The following is a 17,091-nucleotide window of genomic DNA, read 5'->3' as shown; positions in this document are numbered from 1 at the left end:
CCAAATATCATACCCATGATAATTCACACTAACTGGTTCTACCCATTCCACATCATAGTCTTTCAAATCATCTTCTTCAATATAGCCTCCATCACGTTTACATTGTTTTACAATTTGTTTCGCAATTTCACCTTCATAAAATGCTTTTGAATTTGATTCTCCAATTAATCTTAATGTTTTACCATGATTAGGTAACTTTACAATTTCACCAAATCGATAGGGTTCACCATTTTTTGTGAATGTTTTTATCCATTCATCAAATTCTGATGATTTTCTATATTCATCAATATTTTTACTAACATATTTATCCCAAAGATGGGCGAGTGTTGGTGAAATCGCATATCCATTTTCTGCATAACTAATTGCTGGCTGAAGCACTTCTTTTAAAGATAGTTTTCCGAATCGTTCAATAAGGGCTGCCCATGCTTTTGGTTGACCTGGTATTGTTACTGGAATCCAACCTTTTTCTGGCATACTGTGATATCCTTTATCTTTTATTTCTTTGATATTGATATTTTTAGGTGTATAGCCCGAAGCATTTAATCCAACCATTTTTTGATTCATCCATACAATCGCAAAAGCATCTCCACCAATACCATTACTAGTGGGTTCAGTAACTGATAAAACAGCAGCTGTTGCGATTGCTGCATCAACTGCATTTCCACCTTTTTTCAGCATTTCTAGTCCTGCTGAAGAAGCTAATGAACTTGTGCTACATACCATTCCATTCGTAGCTGTTAAGCAATATCGATTCGAATTATAGGGTTGATCATTTACATTATATTTCATAACATTCTCATTTCTTTACGACTAAAATTTGCTCATTAGATCATTTAAATTTGTTTTTGGACTATCCGGTAAAATTTGACCTATAACTTCTATTCTAGAGCAAAGTTCTTTCCATGCTTCAATATCACTTTCGCGTGCATAAATGTGACTAACTATTTCTTTAGTATAATCTTTCGGACGAACATTTCCGACATTTACATTTTTGATTTCAACCCCTTTATCCATCAAACCAAGAATTGCTTGAGGACCTTTTACTAACAACATTATTTTCTTATTAGCAAGATCACCAGACAAGATTAATGCTGCTGCTTTTTCCACAGTAAGAATATATGATTTTACTCCTGGTGGCGTTGCAAATTGAAGTAGTGAACATTGAAAAGAATCATTCGCAACAACATCGTCTACTGCAATGATTGTGTTAACTCCTTTTGAATGAGTCCACCCCATAATGACTTGACCATGAATTAAACGGTCATCTATACGTACTACTGCAAATTCCATTTTATAGTTTGTGGTACTGCATATGCAGTACCACACTCTCCTTCCTTTTTAAACAATCTTGTAAATTATAGAATTCCAAAGAATCCTAATGTAAATCCAACGATGATAATCGCAAACATTACCCATGTTGCACTTTTACCTTTACGTAATAATCCAAAAACACCAAGAGTTGCAACTAATGGTAAAAGCTTAGGGAATACATTATTTAATACAGATTGTAATTCAACTGTAGCTTCACCTACAGTATAAACAAGTGGTGTGCTTACACCTAGCCATGTAGCTGCTAATCCACCAACTACAAATAAGCCCAGAATAGAAGCAGCTTCCATCCACACTTTTACATTTAATGATTCCATCTTTTGCATGAAAGTATCTGCAAATTGATAACCATTCTTTACACACCAATATTCTACGCCAAAGTGTACAACATTGATAACTATTACGAAAATTAATGGTGCAATTCCATAACCTGATAACGCAAGAGATGCACAGATACCTGCAACGATTGGTCTAAATGCTCCCCAGAATAATGAATCACCAATACCTGCAAGTGGACCCATAAGAGCACCCTTAATTGCAGTGATGTTGTCTTCACTTACATCTTCACCATTAGCCATTCTTTCTTCCATTGATGCAACAATACCGAAGATTACTCCACAATCCCATGGATGTGAATTAAAATATCCTAAGTGTCTTTGATAAGCTTGAATACGTTCTTCTTTATTTGAATAAAGTTTATTAATTACTGGAATCATTGCATATGCAAATCCTAATGCCTGCATTCTTTCAAAATTGAAAGCAGATTGAACAGCATTTGAACGTCTAAATAAACGATTAATATCTTTCTTAGTTAACACTACACGATTTTCACTCATCTTAGTTACCTCCATTCATTTGAAGTTTATTGAATGCCCAAACACATACATAGGCGATACCAATAAACGCAATTCCCATAACTCCAAAAGATGGAATATAGGCTGCTAATGCAAATCCAATGAAGAAATAACCAAGAATCTCTTTACGACCAAGATTATTCAATAATAAACCAAATCCTAAAGCTGGTAATAATGCACCTACTGCTTTTACACCTGCCATAACATTTGCCGGAATAACATTCATCATGTTTGAAATATAATCCGCACCTAACCACAACGCTAAGAATGTTGGAATAAAGTACGCTAAGAAGTGTACTAGATTTCCTAACCACATCATTAATATAATTCCATTTGAATTATCATTTAGTGCATATTTATCTGCACCATGCACTGCAAATGCACTTATTGTCTTCGCAAACATTTCAAATGTACTTGCAAGTACTGCTGCTGGGATAGCTACAACCATTGCGCCTTCAAGCCCAGTTCCTGATGTAATTGCGACTGCTGTTCCTAATGCACTACCAATAGCTACATTTGATGGAACTGATCCACCAATAGCTTGTGCACCCATAAATACTAATTCTAAGTTTGCCCCAATTAGTAACCCTGCATTAAAATCCCCTAATATCCAACCGATAACTGGCCCTAATACGATTGGTCTTTCTAATTGACAATCCCCTAATGCTCTTCTTTGTAAATATGCTAGACCTGTTATTAAACTAATTATAAATACTTGAAATAGATTCATAGTTACCTCCTAACTTAAATTTATAATTTTTTGTTGATTCTAAAATTTAAAGTTCATAAGCTAAAGAATCATCTTAATATCCAAGTTAATAATTGGATATTTTTTCTTCTTCCCCCCTTCTTTGATTCCCTCTTATATCTCTTATTACTACAAAAATAGCACAACATTTTTCATTTGTCCATACATTTGTACTAATTATGTACATTTGTGAAATATCCATTAAAATAAACATGTTTATAACAACATTGGTTATTAATTTGTTATACTTAAGCTATAGTATTTAGAATATTTTTAAACAAGAATCATGAAAGGGATCTCAAGAAATGAAAAAAAATAGTAACCCAACTTCAAAGAAACAAGTATTGGAAAATTACCTTTTAAGTGAAATTCATAGCGGAAATCTAAAGGTTGGCGATCTTATTCCTTCAGAAAGCGAATTAGTCAAAAAGTTTGGATTTGGCCGACAAACTGTTCATAACGTTCTCTATGATTTAGCCCTTAAAGGGGTTATTACTCGTTCTAAAGGGAAAGGGTCTTTTGTTGCATATAAACCTGTAAATCGTAATATCCAAAGAAAGATGAGTTTTACCCAAGATATGCAAAGTATCGGAATGATTCCTGGTGCTAAGCTTCTTGAATACAAAATTATTAAAGCAAAAGAATTTCCTGATATCATTCACGACTTACATATCCAAGAGGATGAAGAAGTATACTTTATGAAAAGACTTCGTACTGGAAACAATATCCCTATCGCTTTACAGTATTATTATATTCCAGCAAGATTTCTTCCAAATATTGATTTAACTGCACTTACTGGTTCAATCGATGAATATGTTGCTAGACAAGGAATTGATGTAAAAGGATTTGTAACTAAATTAAGCGCAGTTGAAGGAACTGATGAACAAACAGGTTTACTAGAAACCGAAACCCACGCTTTATTAAAAAGTATTTCTATTCGTTTTATTGAAAAAGATATTCCTTTCCAATACACAATTACATATTATCGTTCTGATCTTTACGAATATACTTTCTCATCTTTTCAATAAGAATTTGGTTAACTAATACGAAAAAGCACACTCTGTATAAAAGTGTGTTTTTTGATGGTACTATTCTCTTGGGAAGGGATTAATACGTATAACTTGCCATTTTTTTATGAAACTCTGGATCACTTGATATATTACAATCAATACCTAAATCTTGAGATAATTTTCTTGCGAGAACTTGTAAAGGAACAATATATTCTAATCCTTCAAAGTATTCATCATTCACAAAATCATAGACAAAGTTTTTGCCATTATCTAGCTCTTTATCAGAAGTAATAAGGTAATTGTGGTTATGTCTTTCTTTTTCGAAGTAATCTTTCATTCGTATACAACGTTCATAATATTGTCCTTTTGCGGCTAAATAGATCATATATGTATCTTCATCTATTCCATGATAGATTCCATGCATAAATTCTTCTTGTTCGTAACCAATTACACTATATCTTACAGCCTCTGATATTTTTAATGTTCCTTCTAACATACTTGCTAAACAGTTCTCGTAGCCTAATACAATCATTCTTCGAGATTTTAATAAATCTTCTTTATTGCGTTTATACCAATCCCATGATTTAGCTGCAATATCTGGAATATTATCCGTTGTCTTTAGCATGCGATTAATAATTTCATTCTTCTCTGTTTCATTTATGATGCCATTTTTAATACCATAATTTAAACCAAATAATACAAGGGTTGCAACTGATCCAAAAAAGCCTTTTGTTTTTGGCCCTGCATACTCTGGACCAATTTCAATATAAACTGTTTTGTCCGCATGATTTATGATAGGGCGGTTTCTTTCAGCAGTCATCGCAATTGTTTTTAATCCTTCTGCCTTCGCTTTTTCAAGTGCTTGTATTGTACTTGAACTTCTCCCTGCATGCGAAATTCCAATCACAAGTGTATTCTTATTTGTAATCAATTCATTGTCTTTAAATGACATTGGATATACTGCAAATACTTTCTTCTTCAATGTTCTTTCTAAAACATTTCTGGCCGCTAGTGCTGAATGATAACTTGTACCCGATCCAACAATATAGATTTGTTCAATGTTACTACCACAGTATTCGACAGCATCACCTAAAATTTCTTCCTGATGAACTACGATGTTTCTTACTGCATCTTTTGATTCGACAATGTATTCATACATATCAAAATTTATGCTATTCATTTCTTTTCCTCCACAATTAAATAGATGTATAAAAATATCCATATCTAGAACTCACATAATAGACTTCATCATATTCTATGACACATTCTTCTTGATCATATAAATAAGTAGAATCCTTTAACAATGCTTCATTCTTAATTTTCAAATTTTCTTCTTGTTCTTCCGTTGGTATATGGGCTGTCATTTCTCCTTGAATTTTAGTAAATGTAGCACCATGACTTATTAATGTTTCATAAATAGATTTATTCATTGTTTCAATATTTACTGACTTTAAATATTTAGGTGATATATAGTTGTATGATAAGGCAACTGGTAAATCATTAATTGTTCTTACTCTTACCATATAGTGAATCAAATCATTATCACCTAACCGCATCTTTTCCTGTAATACTGGTAATGTAACTGCACGAAATAAATGATATTCAAGAATAAGAGAACCTGGAATTTGTCCTGTAGTTAAGACATCATTTGTAAAACTTTCTACTTTTTCTATTTTCTTAAAAACGCGTTTAAAGACAACCAAGAAATTATTCTTGTTTTCTTTGATATATCCTATTTTCATTAACTTTGCTAAACTCGAATCTACTTCCTTGATATCAGCATTAAACCTTTTCGCAATTTCTTCTTTGGAAGGTAATTTTGAATTCAGTTCATATTCATTTTGTTCGATTTTGTTTTTATAAAACAAGAATATTTGTTCTACTTTATTCATACTAGTCGAGTTTTTTATGATCTTTCTTCATTTCTTCTAGTGATTCTTTATTAGTTTCAATTCTTGTTTTATCGATTGCAAGTTGTAGATAATTATTTACCTTATCTTCATTTCCTTGATAGTGGTAAAGTTTTGCGATTCTGAAATATCCTACTGATTTTAATTCATCATCAGTACAAGACTCTATGTCTTCTTCTATTTTTTTAATTTGTGTACTATCTTTATCACAGTAAACAATTTTTAATTGATTCACTTCTTTTTCTAGTGCATTAATTTTTGAATCTTTACTTGACTGAATACAATTATTCAAAATATTGTATAGCGCTTCTGCTTTTTGTATCTGATTAATTTCAATGTAATATGTATACATTCTAAAATAAACAGTTGCTTGTTCATCACTTGTCATTTTAATTGCATCTTGTTGACGAAATGTTTCTTCAACTTCTCGTGTCATTTTGTAATCTAAGAAATAACTAAGTTGCATCCAATACAATGTAAATTTTGAAAAATTAAATTTTAAATATGGTGAGTTTAATAACTTTATAAATTCTTCTGTGTTTCTTTGCATTTTAAATTTATAAAGTTTTTTTAATGTATCCTCTGTAATCCATTTTTTATAAATGAAACTACCTCCAATACAAACAACAATGACAAGTACTAATAAACCTACATTATTCTCCATGGAAACGGTTTAGTGTTCTCACAAATCGTTTTGCAGTAATGTGTGGCCGAGTTATAGCATTTCCAACTACGACTGCATGCGCACCCATGTATAAACATTGAACTGCGATTTCTGGTGTTGATACTTTACCTTCCATAATTACTTTTGTCATTGTACCTTTTACTGCATCCACAATATCTCTTAACAAATTAAAATCAGGAGTATCTTTAATTTCTACTTTATTGAAGTGTCCTGCTTTTGTATAACCAGCTAGCGTTGGTGCCACAAAATCGGCACCATAGCTTGCGGCAATTTTTGCATCTTCAGCAGTTGCAATGTCTGCAAATATCAAAGCATCGGGAAGATTTTCTTTGATTTCTTTAATGGTTTCATATGAAAGTTTTCCATCATCACGTAAATGATTAGTTGCCTGTACTGCGATAATTTCAGCACCTGCTTCCCACACTGCTTTTGCAGCTTCAAGGTTTGGCGTTAAGTAAACATCTTTAATGTTTCTATCTATTTTCCAAATACCTACTATTGGTAAATTTACTTTCTCTTTTATCGCTATAATATCTTCTGGTGAATTAACTCTTAATCCAGCAGCCCCTGCCCAGTCTGCACATTCTGCAAACTTAACAGTAATTCCTTCCATATAATGTGGCTCTCCTGGTACTGCCTGACAAGATACAATTAACCCATCCTTTAAACTTTCAACAATTTCATTTTTATTCATAAAATCTTCCCTCTACTTTCTTTATTTATTAAAGTAATCCAACCCAAACTCCAATAATACCAACAACAAGTAAACCTAACATGATTGCAGTTCCTGATACTTTCTTTTGTAACAATCCATAACAACCAAATGTTAATAACAATGGTAATAGTTTAGGACAAATTGCATCAATCATATCTTGTAGTATTACTTCTGCACCATTAATGTTGATAACAGATATAATATTTACTTTAACCATTGAAGCAATCATCGCACCAATAACAACAAGTCCCATGATACGTGCTGCTTCTGTAAGTTTATCTAATGTTCCATCTTGAGAAATCTTAGTTAAGAAACCTGATCCACCTTCATAACCAATTTTGAATCCATAACGACGTACAATTTCTGATGGAATAACGTTAATTAAGAAATAGAGAATTGGTCCAAGTACGTTACCTGCAACTGCAAGTGGTGCACCAATACCAACACCCATTACACGGAATGTTCCCCAGAAAAAGCTATCGCCAATACCTGCAAGAGGTCCCATCAGTGCTGCCTTAACTGAGTTGATTGATGTTGGATCAAAAGTTCCTTCTTCAGCACTAGCATATTGTTCTTCCATTGCACAAGTAATACCAATAATAAAAGGTGAAGGTGTTGTTGCACAGTTGAAGAATTCAAGATGACGCTTAACTCCTTCTTTCATCTTTTCTGGATTATCACCATATAATTCTCTCATTGCAGGCATCATTGTCCATGAGTAACCGGTAGACATTTGACGTTCATAGTTGAAACATCCAAGCAATTGATAGTGACGATTGAATACTCTACTTAATGTTTTCTTTGATAATTTCTTTGCGACTGTCATTTTATAGTTCCTCACTTTCATCACTTGTTAAAGGTGTATTTGAACGATTGTTTCCAGCTAGTTGATAATATACGTATGCTGCAATTACTCCAATGAATGCTGCACCAATTGTACTGATATTTAGGAATGCAACTAGTACAAATCCTAAGAATAAGAATGCTCCAAATTTCTTATCAAATGTTAATTGAATTAACATTGCTACCCCTAATGCAGGTAATAAGTTTCCTGATTGAGCTAATCCTAATTTAATTACTTCTGGTATCATGTTTACAAATCCTGTAATTACATCTCCACCAATTATGAATCCAAGAAAAATCATTGCGAATTTAGAAATAAAGTATAGTCCCGTTCCTAACCAGTTTGAAACTTCTACTCCTCTATAATCACCTTTTTCTGCACAAGCATCTGCTTTATGCGCGAAAGCTGTATTTAAAATACAAACACCGATTGATACTAATTGAGCTAACAGTGCAATTGGAATTGCAAGTGCTAATGTTGTTTCATATGTCGCACCTGTTTTAATCGCTAATGCTGTTGCTAAGGCAGACCCTACAACAACATCTGGTGGCGTTGAAGTTCCAATTCCTACTAAACCCATCCATACTAATTCTAATTGTCCCCCAATGAATAAACCTGATTGAAAGTCACCCATAATCAAACCTACAACTGGTCCGATAATAATTGGACGATCAAGCATATGTTGACCACCAATACGACTCTCAAGATAAATTAGTGCTGAAACTGCTGCTACTAAAAATCCTTGTAACATAAATTCTCCCTCTTCTTTCTTTTATTTATGTGTATTAAAAATTTTCTCAATATCCTTAAAATCCATGCGTTCTCTTGTTGGAGTAATTTGGGCAAATATCTCTACACCCTCATTTGCCATTTTCTTTGCAGATTCAAATTCTTCAACTGTCATGAATACTTGAGGTAATGTTGGATAGTATTGCTCACCTGGTTTCTTGTTAACACCAGCAGTCCCAACATTTAAACTTTTGAATTTGCCATCCACTCTTTCATAAATATAGAGAGCATCTTCAACTGTTTCTGTTACTAAGAAAATTTTCTTTCGATCGTTTATTGGATTATTTAAAGCTTTAATTGAATCATCTTTCGATTTGATAACAAGATTAACACCTGCTGGTTTTGCCATTTTCATTGTCATTAATTTAAATGAATCTGCCGCAACTACATCATTAGCCACCAAAATAGTTTCTGGTTTAAGATGTGATGTCCATGATACCGCAACCATTCCATGAATTAGTCGGTCATCTGCTCTTACCATTAAAATCATAATTTTCCTCCTTTCTTTTTATTAAAGTTCATCTGATGATTCATCATCTTTAAACTCTTCAATCACCATTAATTGTTCTTTCGCATTTTCTACACTATTGCGAAGATCTTCAATTGTTAAATCGTTAGGATTAAACAATAATTCTAGAAGTAAAGGTAAATTTACTCCAGTAACGATTTTATAGTCATATTCTCTTGAAATATTTGTAACTACTTGATTAACACTTCCTCCTGCCATATCAGTAAATATAATAAGATTTTCTTGTTTAATATCTTCAATTGTATTTCTGAAGCATTTCTCAAATTCTTGATCTTCAACATATGCATTGATATATCTTACGTTGTCACAATCATTCTTGAAAAATTTGATTGCATTGTATAATCCTTCTGCATAGGTTGAGTGTGTTGCGATTACAAAATAGTTCATCTTTTTACTCCTTATATTCGTGTGCGAATGCTTTTCTTCTCAGTGGTCTAAGACTTGTATCATAGCCAACTCTTTCACTATTTTTTGCCGCTATAATTTGAAAAGGCAGTGTGAATACAAGTTGACTTAACTCATTAAATACCTCTGTTTTAAACTTTAAATCTTTTTCAGCTAAAGCTATATCTTCTGTTGTAATAATGAACAAATGTTCTGTAACTTCATTCTCTTTAAACCAATTTTGAAATAGTGATATTCTTTCAATTTCTTTTTCAGCTGAAGCTACAATATAAACATAAGTTCGATTATTAAATGCCATTTGTGGACCGTGAATTAATTCTTCAAGTTCATAGGCGTGGATGGGGCGTTTAAATGTTTCGTATATTTTTAGTTCAGCTTCTATTGCTGTACATGTATTAGATCCATAAGCTGCCACATGCCCGTGTTCCATTTCAATTAATTCTTCACTATTTCTTTCATACCATTCATTAACTTCATCTAAGTATTTTTCAAAGTTATTCAACATCTTATCGATTTTCTGAATACGTGTTTGATAATCTTCTTCATTCATTTTTTGAAGGGCATAAGCAAGTTCAAGTGCCCAACAATATCCCGTTAATAACGTTGTTGTATAACCTTTTGTTTCAACCGGAATTAATTCTTTACCCACACATAGTTTTAAGACTTGATCAACTTCTTTAGTTATCAAGCTTTCTTCATTTTCAGTTAATGCAATTGTTGTATAGCCTTCACTTTTTGCTTTCTTCATTGCATTTACTGTTGAATAGCTTGTTCCTGATTGTGAAATTCCAATCACTAGAATATTTTCTTTCGCATACAATTGATTGTTATTGATAGTTACGTAATTTGTAAATATTGTTGGTATAACCACTTCTACTTCAACCGGTAAAAATTTTTCAAAATAGGTCTTAATCGCAATGGATGCGTTATAGCTTGTTCCCGATCCAATTAAATAGATTTTCTTTATTTGGCTCTTTTTAAACACTTCTATTAAAGGGTTACAATAAAGTGACCTTTGACCAAATGTATATCGTAATACTTCACCCTGTTCGTTGATGTAACCAATTAAACTTGGCTTATTCATTTTCTTGTCCTCCTATTTCTTTGATTATTTCTCCCAAATTATCAAGTTGTTTATAGATTTTTGCATATGCCTCATTACTAATATCCAAAATATCTTTAATATAAAATGTCTTTAAATCGGCTCCTGTTGCCGCAAGAACTCCTACTGTTGTATCCTCAACTGCTAGGCATTCATCTGCATGAAGATGATTTTTCTTCAATGTAATTTCATAAATTTCAGGATTCGGTTTACCTACCTTAACAATATCGCCTGTTACAATATCATCAAAATAATCATAAAGTCCTGCATCTTTGAGCCAAGGTATAGCACGTTCTTTATAAGTACTTGTACATACTATCGCCTTAATACCTTTGCTTTTAAGAAAATTCAAACACTCAAACGCTCCTTGTTTAATTTCAATTGGATGACTTGATGTATATTCATGGAAGAATTCAACTCTAAAATTTTGTATTTCATCGTAATCTAGATGCGATGGTATGATTGAATCTTTGATTTCTAGCATCTTTTGTTTTGGCATACCAATAAATGAATCTTTTATTTTTGGATCAAACATAAAACCATATTTTTCTTCTACAGCTGTCCACGCTTTATTCCAAATACCTTCTGTATCCAACAAGGTTCCATCCATATCAAACAGTATCGCTTTAATCATTTTCTTCCCCTTTAATTTTGTATATACATAATCTACTACTTTGTATATACAATTGTCAATATCTTTTTAGTACATTATATATATAATTTCAAATTTGTATATACTTTTTAGTCAAATGCTTGCTTTGTAGGTATTAATCTTTTAGAATTATAGTAGGTGGTGAAACGTAGTATGGCAAACCAAAGCAGTAAGTACCGACAAATTGAAGATTATATTAAAAATGAAATTGAGAAAAACAATTTAAAGGTTGGCGATCAAATCATGACTGAAGAACAGTTATGCAAACAATTCAATTTCTCTAGAATGACAGTAAATAAAGCAATTGGTCATTTAGTAGAACTTGGTTATATTGAACGGATTCCTGGAAAGGGAAGTTTTGTCACAGCACCACATTTGGCAAAAAGCATTTATACCCATAGTAGTTTCTCAGAAGATATGCGATCAATTGGAATGACTCCCGGCTCAAAACTCATCAGCTATGAGGTCATTCAAGCCAGTAAATTACCGGATATCATGGAAAAACTGCATTTATCTGAGAATGATTTTATTCATTATTTTGTGCGACTTCGTACAGGAAATAGTATTCCTATTGCTATTAGTTACACTTACGTATCAGCTAAGATTGTTCCTGCTATTGATATTTCATCTTTAGATATTTCGTTCTACGAGTACTTAAAAAGTATTGGTATCAAAAGTTCTAGTTTAACCTGGGAAATAAAAGCGATTACTCCTTCTCGTCAACAAAAAGAGTTACTTAAAATTGATGATGTTGCACTTTTAAAAGTCTGTCATATCACACATTGCTCAATAGAAAATGAAGAAATTCCATTTGAGTATATCGAAACATGTTACAACAGCGATCTTTATAGTTATCGTCTACAAACGGCTAGATAATGTATATACAAAGAGAGCACTTCAATTGAAGTGCTCTCTTATTATGTATATTTTAACTTACTTTATTTTTTATAATTGGCTTCCAATTATTCAAATACATTATATAACCGGTCGTTGATGCAATTAGATAAAGATTACCTTCAACGACCATCATTGCTTCATTCATATCACCTGGTTGATAGGCACCAAAAGACTTCTCGAGAATATCAAAACTATCCGCTTCGACAGCACCATTCATCACTTTAAGAATATTTCTATTATATTCAACCATCTTATTTAATGTTTCATCCAATAAAAAGTAATTCTTTGTTTTATAATAATATACCGACATAGGCAACCATGTTAAAAGTGAGCTTTCTGGGTATTTTTTAAGTATCTCATCTATTTTTTCTTTTTCTTCTAGGAAACAATATAGTGATAAAAGACGATATCGTACTCCCATATTGTCATGTTCATTCAACATGAGAACTTCTTCCATCTCATGCCGTGCTAATTGGTAACGACCTTTGCTTAAATACATCTCAATCAAAGAAACTTTTGCTCGTATATAAGAGCGTGTTTGTATAATATCGTAGAATTGTCCAAGGTTTTCTTCTTTATAAATATCTTCATTTACTAATCTTACTTGTTCTTCTTTGATGATTTTAATCATCTCTTCTTCTAATATGTCACTGTTATTTGCTGAAATTTCGGCTAAAAATATTTTGGCATCACAATTATTAGGATTTTCTTTTAAAGATTCATGAACTAATCTTAAAGCTTCTTTTTCACTTTCAGCTTCAAGCGCTTGATCATAAAGATAATCTGATCTTGTCTCAAAAGTTTCTTCAATGATTGGTGTTTCTAAATTATGTAACTTCATAAATTCTTGAACAGCCACTTCATATTCTTCATCAGAGTCTATCATTTTATCTTTCATGAATTTCTCAAGTTGCTTCAATACTTTATCAGTATCTCTCATAGTCAATCTCCTTTTCTTCCTTGTATTTTGAAAGTTTTATTTACCTTCTTCACATATTTTTCGCGGTATTTACTCTTAAATTTAAACAATCTTTCATAAGCGTATCCCTTAATAACTATAGTATACTATAAATCGCTAATACCTTGGATTTTATCAAGTAGATTCATTTGCTTTTCTTGATTAGGTCCCTATAAGATAAATAAAGCACTTTTATAAAAGTGCTTTATTGGATTTGACTCTTTAAATAACTAAAAATAAACTCATCTAGTTTGCCATCCATAACCGCTTGAACATTACCTTCTTCGCAATTGGTACGATGATCCTTCACTAATGTATATGGGCAAAATACGTAAGAACGAATTTGTGATCCCCATTCAATCGCTTTTTGTTCACCTTTTAGTGCACTTACTTTAGCTTCTTGTTCTTCAATCATGCGTTGATATAATTTAGATTTCAACATATTTAAGCAGTGTTCACGATTTTGTATTTGGCTTCTTTCAGTTTGACAAGTTACCATAATACCTGTAGGTTTGTGCACCATTCGAACAGCTGAGTCAGTTTTATTAACATGTTGTCCACCTGCTCCACTAGCACGCATTGTTGTGATATCTAAGTCTTTTTCTTCTATCGTAATCTCAATTTCATCATTAAATTGTGGCATTATATCGACAGAGGCAAATGAAGTATGTCTTCTACCAGAAGAATCAAATGGCGATATACGAACGAGTCGATGTACTCCTTTTTCAGCCTTGAGATAGCCATAAACCATGTAGCCTTCAATCAAGATACTACATGATTTTATACCTGCTTCATCACCATCTTGATAATCCAATACTGTTACTTTATAGCCTTTATCCTCTGCCCACCGGCAATACATACGGTATAACATTTGTGCCCAATCTTGTGACTCGGTTCCACCTGCACCTGGATGTAATTCCAAAATTGCATTATTTTTATCATATGGATGACTTAGTAAAATTTTGATTTCGAAGTTTTCAAAATCTTTATTGAATTCTTCATATTCTTCTTCGACAACCATCATAAGTTCTTCATCAAAAGTTTTCTTCATTTCTTCAACTGTTTCATGAAGATTGCTATGTTGAATATTTAATTTTTCATATTGTGCTATTAAGTCTTTCGTTGCATTAGTTTCTTGAATAATTGTTTGCGCATGTTTTGGATCACTCCAAAAGTTTTCATCTTGCATCAATTCTTCATTTTTACTTATTAATTCTCTTTTACTAGGTAAGTCAAAGAGAGTCGCCTAGCTGAATTAACTTCTCTTTTGAAGTTTCTAGGCTTTGTGTGATTTCATATAATTCCATTATTTTTTACGCTCCTCAATTACAATTCTTACATTTAAGCAGAACGCAACTATTTCTTGGGAAATACGATTCATCATATCTTCAAACATTTCATATCCTTCTTGAACATATGCTTGAAGTGGATTTGATTGAGCATATGAACGTAGTCCTATACCATCACGTAGTTTACTCATAATATCAATATGGTTAATCCAAGCACGGTCAATAACTTTTAATACCATTGTTTTTTCAATTGGTAGAATTTGTTCGCGAATTTGTTGAATCTTTTCTTCATATTCTTTCCAAGCTTGTTGGCTACAAATTTCTACTAACTCTTCTATATTCTTTTCTTGTAAATCATTTGGGTTTAGTTTTTCTTTAAAGCCCATTTTTTCTAGATTAATTAAAATTTCATCAACATTAATTTTCTCTTCTTTTCCAGAATGATCCACATGAGAGCTAACAATATTTGTAATAACGCGTTTAAACATGTCTTCTACAATAGAGTGAACATCTTCATTTTCAAGAATAAAGTTTCTTTGTTCATAAATAATTTCACGTTGTTGTCTCAAGACATCATCATATTCTAATAATGCTTTACGAGAATCAAAGTTAACACCTTCAACTCGTTTTTGAGCATTACCAATTGATTTAGTAATTACTTTTGATTCGATAGGAACATCACCAAGTTGAGAGAATAAACCTTCCATACGTTCACTACCGAAACGTACCATTAATTCATCTTGTACTGATACATAAAATCTTGAATAGCCTGGATCACCTTGACGACCTGAACGTCCACGTAATTGGTTATCAATACGACGAGATTCATGACGTTCTGAACCGATTACAGCTAATCCGCCAAGTTCTCTTACACCTTCTCCAAGTTTAATATCGGTACCACGACCTGCCATATTTGTCGCAATCGTTACCGCACCTTTACGTCCAGCGAATTGAATAATTTCAGCCTCACGTGCATGGTTTTTCGCATTTAAAATTTCATGCGGAATTTTGCGTGATTTTAACATTTTAGAAATTAATTCTGATGTTTCAACGGCAATTGTACCGACAAGGACTGGTTGCCCTTTTTCATGGCATTCTTTTACTTCTTCAACCAATGCTTCAAATTTAGCTTTTTTTGTTCCAAATACAGCATCTGGATAATCAATACGCGCAACATCTCTATTTGTAGGGATTTCATATACACGCATGTTATAAATACTTAAGAATTCTTCTTCTTCCGTTTTTGCAGTACCTGTCATACCTGCAAGTTTATTGTATAAGCGGAAGAAATTTTGATAGGTAATTGTCGCTAATGTTGTTGTTTCTTGTTTAATAGAAACTCCTTCTTTCGCTTCAATAGCTTGGTGTAGTCCATCTGAATAAGCACGGCCCTTCATTAAACGTCCAGTATTTGGATCGACAATTACGATTTCATCTTCTTGTACAACATATTCAACATCATTGTGCATAATATAGTTTGCACGTAATGCTTGTGAGATATGATGTACAGTTTGAGTATGTTCTAGTTCATATAAATTTTTAACTTTAAATACTTTTTCGGCTTTTGCGACACCTTCATCAGTTAAAGTAATTGCCTTGGCTTTTACATCAATTTCATAATCTTCACCCTCTTTGAGTGATTTTACGAAATGATCCGCTTGAATATAAAGATTGGCAGTTTGTTTTTGTCCACCAGAGATAATTAACGGTGTACGAGATTCATCAATTAAAATTGAGTCAACTTCATCTACTAAAGCAAAATTAAGTGGGCGAAGTACACGGTCTTCTACACGTGTAACCATGTTATCTCTTAAATAATCAAATCCCGCTTCAGCATTTGTTGTATATGTAATATCGCAAAGATAAGCAGCACGTTTTTGTACTGGTGTTAATTGGCGTAAATTTAATCCAACTGTTAATCCTAAGAAACGGTGAATTTGTCCCATCCAGTTTGCATCACGTTCTGCCAAGTATTCATTAACTGTAATTACATGAACACCTTTGCCTTCAAGTGCATTTAGATATGCAGCCATAACAGATGTTAATGTTTTACCTTCACCAGTTCGCATTTCTGCAATATCGCCACCTTGCATAACAGCAGCTCCCATCAATTGAACAAAGTATGGATATTCTCCAATAACACGCTTTGCTGCTTCTCTACAGGTTGCGAAAGCTTCTGGCAAAATATCGTCTAATGTTTCACCTTTTGCTAATCGTTCTTTTAATATTGGGGTTTGCCCTTTTAACTCTTCATCGCTCATTGCAGCATATTTATCCGCAAGTGCTTCTACTGGACGCACCTTGTTTTCAATCTCTTTAATTCTCTTCTTTTCTACATTAAATAATTTATCAATAAAGTTAGCCATAATTCCTCC

Annotated in this window: 19 protein-coding genes; 2 read left to right on the top strand and 17 right to left on the bottom strand. The window is 32.6% G+C overall.

Annotation, left to right across the window (positions count from 1 at the left end; genetic code table 11):
* From RSB60_RS05620 to RSB60_RS05605, 4 genes are all read right to left on the bottom strand, one after another.
* Nucleotides 1–789, bottom strand: a 789-nt coding sequence (locus tag RSB60_RS05620; RefSeq protein WP_332615058.1) for a gamma-glutamyltransferase, incomplete at its 3' end; no start/stop codon positions are given.
* A gap of 21 nt (nt 790–810) precedes the next feature.
* Entirely contained in the window at nt 811–1,326 is a 516-nt protein-coding gene (locus RSB60_RS05615) for a PTS system mannose/fructose/N-acetylgalactosamine-transporter subunit IIB (protein WP_323381429.1), read from the bottom strand.
* A gap of 29 nt (nt 1,327–1,355) precedes the next feature.
* Nucleotides 1,356–2,165, bottom strand: a complete 810-nt coding sequence (locus RSB60_RS05610) for a PTS system mannose/fructose/sorbose family transporter subunit IID (protein ID WP_323381430.1) — start codon at nt 2,163–2,165, stop codon at nt 1,356–1,358.
* 1 nt (nt 2,166) lies between these two features.
* Complete coding sequence (locus RSB60_RS05605) at nt 2,167–2,913, bottom strand: PTS mannose/fructose/sorbose/N-acetylgalactosamine transporter subunit IIC (RefSeq protein ID WP_323381431.1); 747 nt, start codon at nt 2,911–2,913, stop codon at nt 2,167–2,169.
* Between the two features lie 323 nt (nt 2,914–3,236).
* On the opposite strand from RSB60_RS05605, the gene RSB60_RS05600 reads away from it, so the two are divergent.
* Entirely contained in the window at nt 3,237–3,959 is a 723-nt protein-coding gene (locus tag RSB60_RS05600; RefSeq protein ID WP_332615055.1) for a GntR family transcriptional regulator, read from the top strand.
* 79 nt (nt 3,960–4,038) lie between these two features.
* Here RSB60_RS05600 and RSB60_RS05595 read toward each other — a convergent pair whose 3' ends face one another.
* From RSB60_RS05595 to RSB60_RS05550, 10 genes are read right to left on the bottom strand one after another with little or no spacing between them, the layout of a single operon-like run.
* Nucleotides 4,039–5,121 carry an SIS domain-containing protein gene (locus RSB60_RS05595; protein ID WP_332615053.1) on the bottom strand — a complete coding sequence of 361 codons (1,083 nt, stop codon included), beginning with the start codon at nt 5,119–5,121 and terminating at the stop codon, nt 4,039–4,041.
* Nucleotides 5,122–5,137: 16 nt separating this feature from the next.
* Complete coding sequence (locus RSB60_RS05590) at nt 5,138–5,833, bottom strand: GntR family transcriptional regulator (protein WP_323381434.1); 696 nt, start codon at nt 5,831–5,833, stop codon at nt 5,138–5,140.
* A gap of 1 nt (nt 5,834) precedes the next feature.
* Nucleotides 5,835–6,515, bottom strand: coding sequence for a hypothetical protein (locus RSB60_RS05585; protein ID WP_332490637.1), 681 nt, complete (start codon nt 6,513–6,515; stop codon nt 5,835–5,837).
* Nucleotides 6,505–7,230 carry an N-acetylmannosamine-6-phosphate 2-epimerase gene (locus RSB60_RS05580; protein ID WP_332475177.1) on the bottom strand — a complete coding sequence of 242 codons (726 nt, stop codon included), beginning with the start codon at nt 7,228–7,230 and terminating at the stop codon, nt 6,505–6,507. Before RSB60_RS05580 ends, RSB60_RS05585 begins: the two co-directional genes overlap by 11 nt.
* A 28-nt stretch (nt 7,231–7,258) precedes the next feature.
* Entirely contained in the window at nt 7,259–8,077 is an 819-nt protein-coding gene (locus RSB60_RS05575; RefSeq protein ID WP_323381437.1) for a PTS system mannose/fructose/sorbose family transporter subunit IID, read from the bottom strand.
* 1 nt (nt 8,078) lies between these two features.
* A complete protein-coding gene (locus tag RSB60_RS05570) occupies nt 8,079–8,846 on the bottom strand; it encodes a PTS mannose/fructose/sorbose/N-acetylgalactosamine transporter subunit IIC (RefSeq protein WP_332615050.1) in 768 nt (255 codons plus the stop codon).
* Nucleotides 8,847–8,867: 21 nt separating this feature from the next.
* Complete coding sequence (locus RSB60_RS05565; RefSeq protein WP_323381439.1) at nt 8,868–9,374, bottom strand: PTS sugar transporter subunit IIB; 507 nt, start codon at nt 9,372–9,374, stop codon at nt 8,868–8,870.
* 21 nt (nt 9,375–9,395) lie between these two features.
* Nucleotides 9,396–9,800 carry a PTS sugar transporter subunit IIA gene (locus RSB60_RS05560; protein WP_323381440.1) on the bottom strand — a complete coding sequence of 135 codons (405 nt, stop codon included), beginning with the start codon at nt 9,798–9,800 and terminating at the stop codon, nt 9,396–9,398.
* A gap of 4 nt (nt 9,801–9,804) precedes the next feature.
* Nucleotides 9,805–10,902: an SIS domain-containing protein gene (locus RSB60_RS05555; protein WP_332615048.1), complete on the bottom strand. Its 1,098-nt coding sequence runs from the start codon at nt 10,900–10,902 to the stop codon at nt 9,805–9,807.
* Entirely contained in the window at nt 10,895–11,554 is a 660-nt protein-coding gene (locus tag RSB60_RS05550; protein WP_323381442.1) for an HAD family hydrolase, read from the bottom strand. The genes RSB60_RS05555 and RSB60_RS05550 overlap by 8 nt, the downstream gene beginning before the upstream one ends.
* A 171-nt stretch (nt 11,555–11,725) precedes the next feature.
* On the opposite strand from RSB60_RS05550, the gene RSB60_RS05545 reads away from it, so the two are divergent.
* On the top strand, nt 11,726–12,448 hold the full coding sequence (locus RSB60_RS05545) for a GntR family transcriptional regulator (protein ID WP_323381443.1): 723 nt from the start codon (nt 11,726–11,728) through the stop codon (nt 12,446–12,448).
* A 52-nt stretch (nt 12,449–12,500) separates the two neighbouring features.
* Here the strand turns inward: RSB60_RS05545 and RSB60_RS05540 are convergent, their stop codons facing one another.
* The 3 genes from RSB60_RS05540 to secA all read right to left on the bottom strand — a co-directional run bounded on the left by RSB60_RS05540 (nt 12,501) and on the right by secA (nt 17,082).
* Entirely contained in the window at nt 12,501–13,409 is a 909-nt protein-coding gene (locus RSB60_RS05540; protein WP_332615045.1) for a hypothetical protein, read from the bottom strand.
* A gap of 223 nt (nt 13,410–13,632) precedes the next feature.
* A protein-coding gene (prfB, locus tag RSB60_RS05535) for a peptide chain release factor 2 (protein WP_323381445.1) occupies nt 13,633–14,734 on the bottom strand; the annotation gives its coding sequence in 2 pieces (ribosomal slippage) (nt 13,633–14,661 and nt 14,663–14,734; 1,101 coding nt in all).
* Nucleotides 14,734–17,082, bottom strand: a complete 2,349-nt coding sequence (secA, locus tag RSB60_RS05530; protein WP_323381446.1) for a preprotein translocase subunit SecA — start codon at nt 17,080–17,082, stop codon at nt 14,734–14,736. Before secA ends, prfB begins: the two co-directional genes overlap by 1 nt.
* Nucleotides 17,083–17,091: the final 9 nt, after the last annotated feature.

Source organism: Anaerorhabdus sp. (assembly GCF_036657415.1).
Classification (GTDB): Bacteria; Bacillota_I; Bacilli_A; order Erysipelotrichales; family Erysipelotrichaceae; genus Anaerorhabdus.
Note: the sequence above shows the minus strand (reverse complement) of the source record. Positions and strands in the feature narration are given on the sequence as shown.